The 2,630-nt window shown below is 31.1% G+C and carries 3 protein-coding genes; 2 read left to right on the top strand and 1 reads right to left on the bottom strand.

What is annotated here, in order from left to right:
- On the bottom strand, positions 1–1,004 hold a 1,004-nt coding region (locus IDG60_RS10755), incomplete at its 3' end, for an aminotransferase class I/II-fold pyridoxal phosphate-dependent enzyme (RefSeq protein WP_206160683.1).
- A 269-nt stretch (positions 1,005–1,273) separates the two neighbouring features.
- Between IDG60_RS10755 and IDG60_RS10750 the strand changes: the two genes are divergently transcribed.
- On the top strand, positions 1,274–1,471 hold the full coding sequence (locus IDG60_RS10750; protein ID WP_000435068.1) for a hypothetical protein: 198 nt from the start codon (positions 1,274–1,276) through the stop codon (positions 1,469–1,471).
- A gap of 56 nt (positions 1,472–1,527) precedes the next feature.
- Positions 1,528–2,630 (top strand): cardiolipin synthase (gene cls / locus IDG60_RS10745; protein ID WP_206160682.1); only part of this gene is annotated, 1,103 nt, incomplete at its 3' end.

Below are 2,630 nucleotides of genomic sequence, written 5' to 3'. Positions count from 1 at the left end.
TTTAAATTTTCTTCGGTTGTCGCCCAGCTGGTTGCGAATCTAACAACACGATGTTGATCATCGTATTTTTCCCAAACAGCAAATTTAACTTTTTGTTCTAACTCTGCTATTTTCTCGTTACTTAAAATAAAAAATTGTTGATTGGTTGGAGAATCAAAGTAAAGACGATAGCCTTTATTTTTAAACCCGTCTTTCATCTTATTTGCCATTTCGATAGCATGTCTGCTTATATTAAAATATAAATTGTCCGTAAATAATTCTAAAAATTGTATGCCTGTTAACCGTCCTTTTGCTAAAAGGGCACCGTGATGTTTGATTCGAGTGGTAAATTGTTTCGGTTCATTATTTTTCGTAAAAACAATGGCTTCCCCGCATAATGCACCTATCTTCGTACCACCTATATAAAATACATCACAATATTTAGCGATGTCTTTAATAGTCATATCTGATTGATCACTCATCAATCCATACCCTAATCGTGCACCATCCATAAATAATGGAAGCTGATATTGCTTACATACTTTGCATAACTCTTCCAATTCTGATTTAGAGTATAAAGTGCCATATTCTGTAGGATGAGAAATATATACCATTCCTGGGAATACCATATGGTCCTTTTTAAAATCACTTTTAAATGTCTCCATGTAAGTTTCAACATCTGAAGCACTAACTTTTCCTTCCTTAGAGGGTATAGTAATTACTTTATGTCCACTATATTCAATTGCACCACCCTCATGCACAGCAACATGACCAGTGTCTGCTGAAATGACCCCTTCGTAACTTTCTAACATTGAATTAATAACAACCTGATTGGTTTGTGTTCCACCTACTAAAAAACGAATTGTAGCATTTGGACAATCAATTGTATCTTTAATCTTTTCAATTGCCTGAGCTGTGAATTGATCAAAGCCATATCCCGAAGCTTGTACAAGATTTGTATCTACTAATCGTTTTAATACTTTTTCATGAGCACCTTCTAAATAATCATTTTCAAATGAGATCACTACATTTCCCCCTAAAACTAATATCAGCATTTTAATATGATAAACTAATTTCAAAACTAGTTCGATATTTAAAATGTATTGTGAATTGTTAAAGTTTGTATCGCATTATCGCGAAGTTGAATAAATATATTATACATCAAACAATACATTAAGAAAATTAATTAATTTTTAATCATAGCGACTTTTCATGCTGGAACACATATATTAATGATTGAATTTTACTGTTAAAAGTTCTATGATTTAGGAAATAGAGAAAAGAGGGGATTTAAATGGAACAAATTAAACTTAAAACTTTTACAGCTGAGACTTTAGAGTTATTAGAAAAAAACATTAATGCTTTTTTAAGTTCTGAAGAAGCTACAAATTTAAAATTAGTAAATATTACTATTAAAGAAATAGAAGAAAGAACATTCCCAAATAATGAAGAAGAATTCAATGCAATTTTAACTTTATCTGTGAATAAATAATATGATGTGAAAGGTGCAAAATGTTTTTTGTGCCTTTCTTTATAGGAGAAAAGACTATGCGATATACATTTTCAAATGATTTAGGAACACTTTTTACCATTATTTTAGCCATTGGATTCATCATTAATTTAGTATTGGCTTTTATTATTATCTTTTTAGAAAGAAATAGACGTACAGCGAGTTCAACTTGGGCATGGCTATTTGTACTTTTTGTCTTACCATTGATTGGTTTTATTCTTTACTTGTTTTTTGGTAGAACCGTTTCGGCACGTAAATTGAATAAAAACAATGGTAACGTGTTAACGGATTTCGATGGACTTTTAAAACAACAAATAGAAAGCTTTGATAAAGGTAATTATGGTACTGATAACAAACAAGTTCAAAAACATCATGATTTAGTACGTATGCTTTTGATGGATCAAGATGGTTTTTTAACTGAAAATAATAAAGTTGATCATTTCATTGATGGAAATGATTTATATGATCAAGTTTTAAAAGATATTAAAAATGCAAAAGAATATATCCATTTAGAGTACTATACTTTCGCTTTAGATGGTTTAGGTAAAAGAATTTTACATGCTTTAGAAGAAAAATTGAAACAAGGTCTAGAAGTAAAAATATTATATGATGATGTTGGATCTAAAAATGTTAAGATGGCAAATTTTGATCACTTTAAATCATTAGGTGGCGAAGTTGAAGCATTTTTTGCTTCTAAATTACCCTTATTAAATTTCCGTATGAATAACAGAAATCATAGAAAAATCATCGTAATCGATGGTCAACTAGGTTATGTCGGAGGATTTAACATTGGTGATGAATATCTAGGATTAGGTAAACTAGGGTATTGGAGAGATACGCATTTACGTATACAAGGGGATGCGGTTGATGCACTGCAGTTGCGATTTATTTTAGACTGGAATTCGCAAGCGCACCGTCCACAGTTTGAATATGATGTTAAGTATTTCCCTAAAAAGAACGGACCATTGGGCAATTCACCAATTCAAATAGCTGCAAGTGGCCCAGCTAGTGACTGGCATCAAATTGAATATGGTTATACAAAAATGATTATGAGCGCTAAGAAGTCGGTATATTTGCAATCGCCTTATTTCATTCCGGATAACTCATATATAAATGCCATTAAAATTGCAGCTAAATCAGG

This window comes from Staphylococcus sp. EG-SA-2 (assembly GCF_017152085.1).
This window is presented reverse-complemented; position numbering and strand designations above follow the sequence as displayed.